Origin of the sequence: Bradyrhizobium sp. NAS80.1 (assembly GCF_001908205.1) — a bacterium.
GTDB lineage: Bacteria > Pseudomonadota > Alphaproteobacteria > Rhizobiales > Xanthobacteraceae > Bradyrhizobium.
This window is the reverse complement of the sequence record NZ_LGHL01000382.1, coordinates 1-1064: the sequence shown is the minus strand read 5'-3', so window position 1 is coordinate 1064 and position 1064 is coordinate 1. Positions and strand designations below refer to the sequence as shown.

1 protein-coding gene is annotated in these 1064 nt (G+C 67.2%); it reads left to right on the top strand.

Features of this window, described 5'->3' with window-relative positions:
- Positions 1–836, top strand: an 836-nt coding sequence (locus tag AC629_RS43645; RefSeq protein WP_084810755.1) for a hypothetical protein, incomplete at its 5' end; no start/stop codon positions are given.
- Positions 837–1064: the final 228 nt, after the last annotated feature.

Sequence of the window (1064 nt, the reverse complement as noted above, 5' to 3'; positions counted from 1 at the left end):
GCGGGAACGGCGGCGCTGGTGACGGCGGCGGCGCCGGTGGCGGCGCGGGCGGATCGAACAATGGCGCCGGGGGATCCGGTGACGGTGGCGCCGGTGGCGGGCAGTCCGGCGGCGGTGGTGGGGCTCCCTCGCCCTATCGTCCCGACGGGCTGCCCGACCATTTCGCCGGCGGCTCCGACAAGGAGACGATCGACAAGCTGTTCACGGCCGTCAACGGCTTCCGCACTAAGCAGGGCGAGGCCGGCGCGGTGCCCGAGAAGGCGGACGGATACGCGCTCGATGCGAGCGACAAGCTCAAGCCCTATGTCGCCAATCTCGACAAGGACCCGGTGTGGGGCAAGACGCGCGACATCTTCCACAAGGCCGGCATCACCGACAAGCAGTTCAAGGCAACGATGGGCCCGCTGCTGGAAGGGTTGATCGATGGCGGTCTCGTCGCCGCGCCGATCGACCCCAAGGCGGTGCTGAAGGGCATGGCGCCGCCGGACATGGCGAACGCGAGCGACGACGAAAAGATCGCGGCGGGCTCCAAGCGCGTGACCGACAACATCGCCTGGGCAGATGGCGCCAAGGCGAACCAGGCGCTGCCGGAAGAGGTCGCGAGCTTCCTCGCCGCCTCTGCGGCCGACAGCGTTGCGGCCAACACGCTGATCGAGTGGCTACGCGGCTCCAACGGCGAGACGCGGCCGGCGATGGGTGGTGGCGGCAGCAGCGGCATGACCGACGCCCAACTGAAAGAGCGGATCAACGATCCGCGTAACAACCCATCTTCGTCTCGATACGACAAGACATTTGCGACGGAGACGGATCAACTCAGCCGCAAGCAGTGGGGTTAACTCCGCGCCAGCGACGGGCCTCAAGGCCCGTCGCACGGCTCACTTAACGCCGCACCCCCTGCCCCATCCTGCCCGCACACCGCGAGGGATGGACCTGCGGGCGGCTTCTGCAATCGCTCCTGAGGGGTAGACCGGAAGCGCCGTGGCAATCGGCCGATAGCGGGTAACGCAAAACCCTTATCAGGACGAAAACCATGTCTCGCTACAATCGTTTGGCGGTTCGGTTCG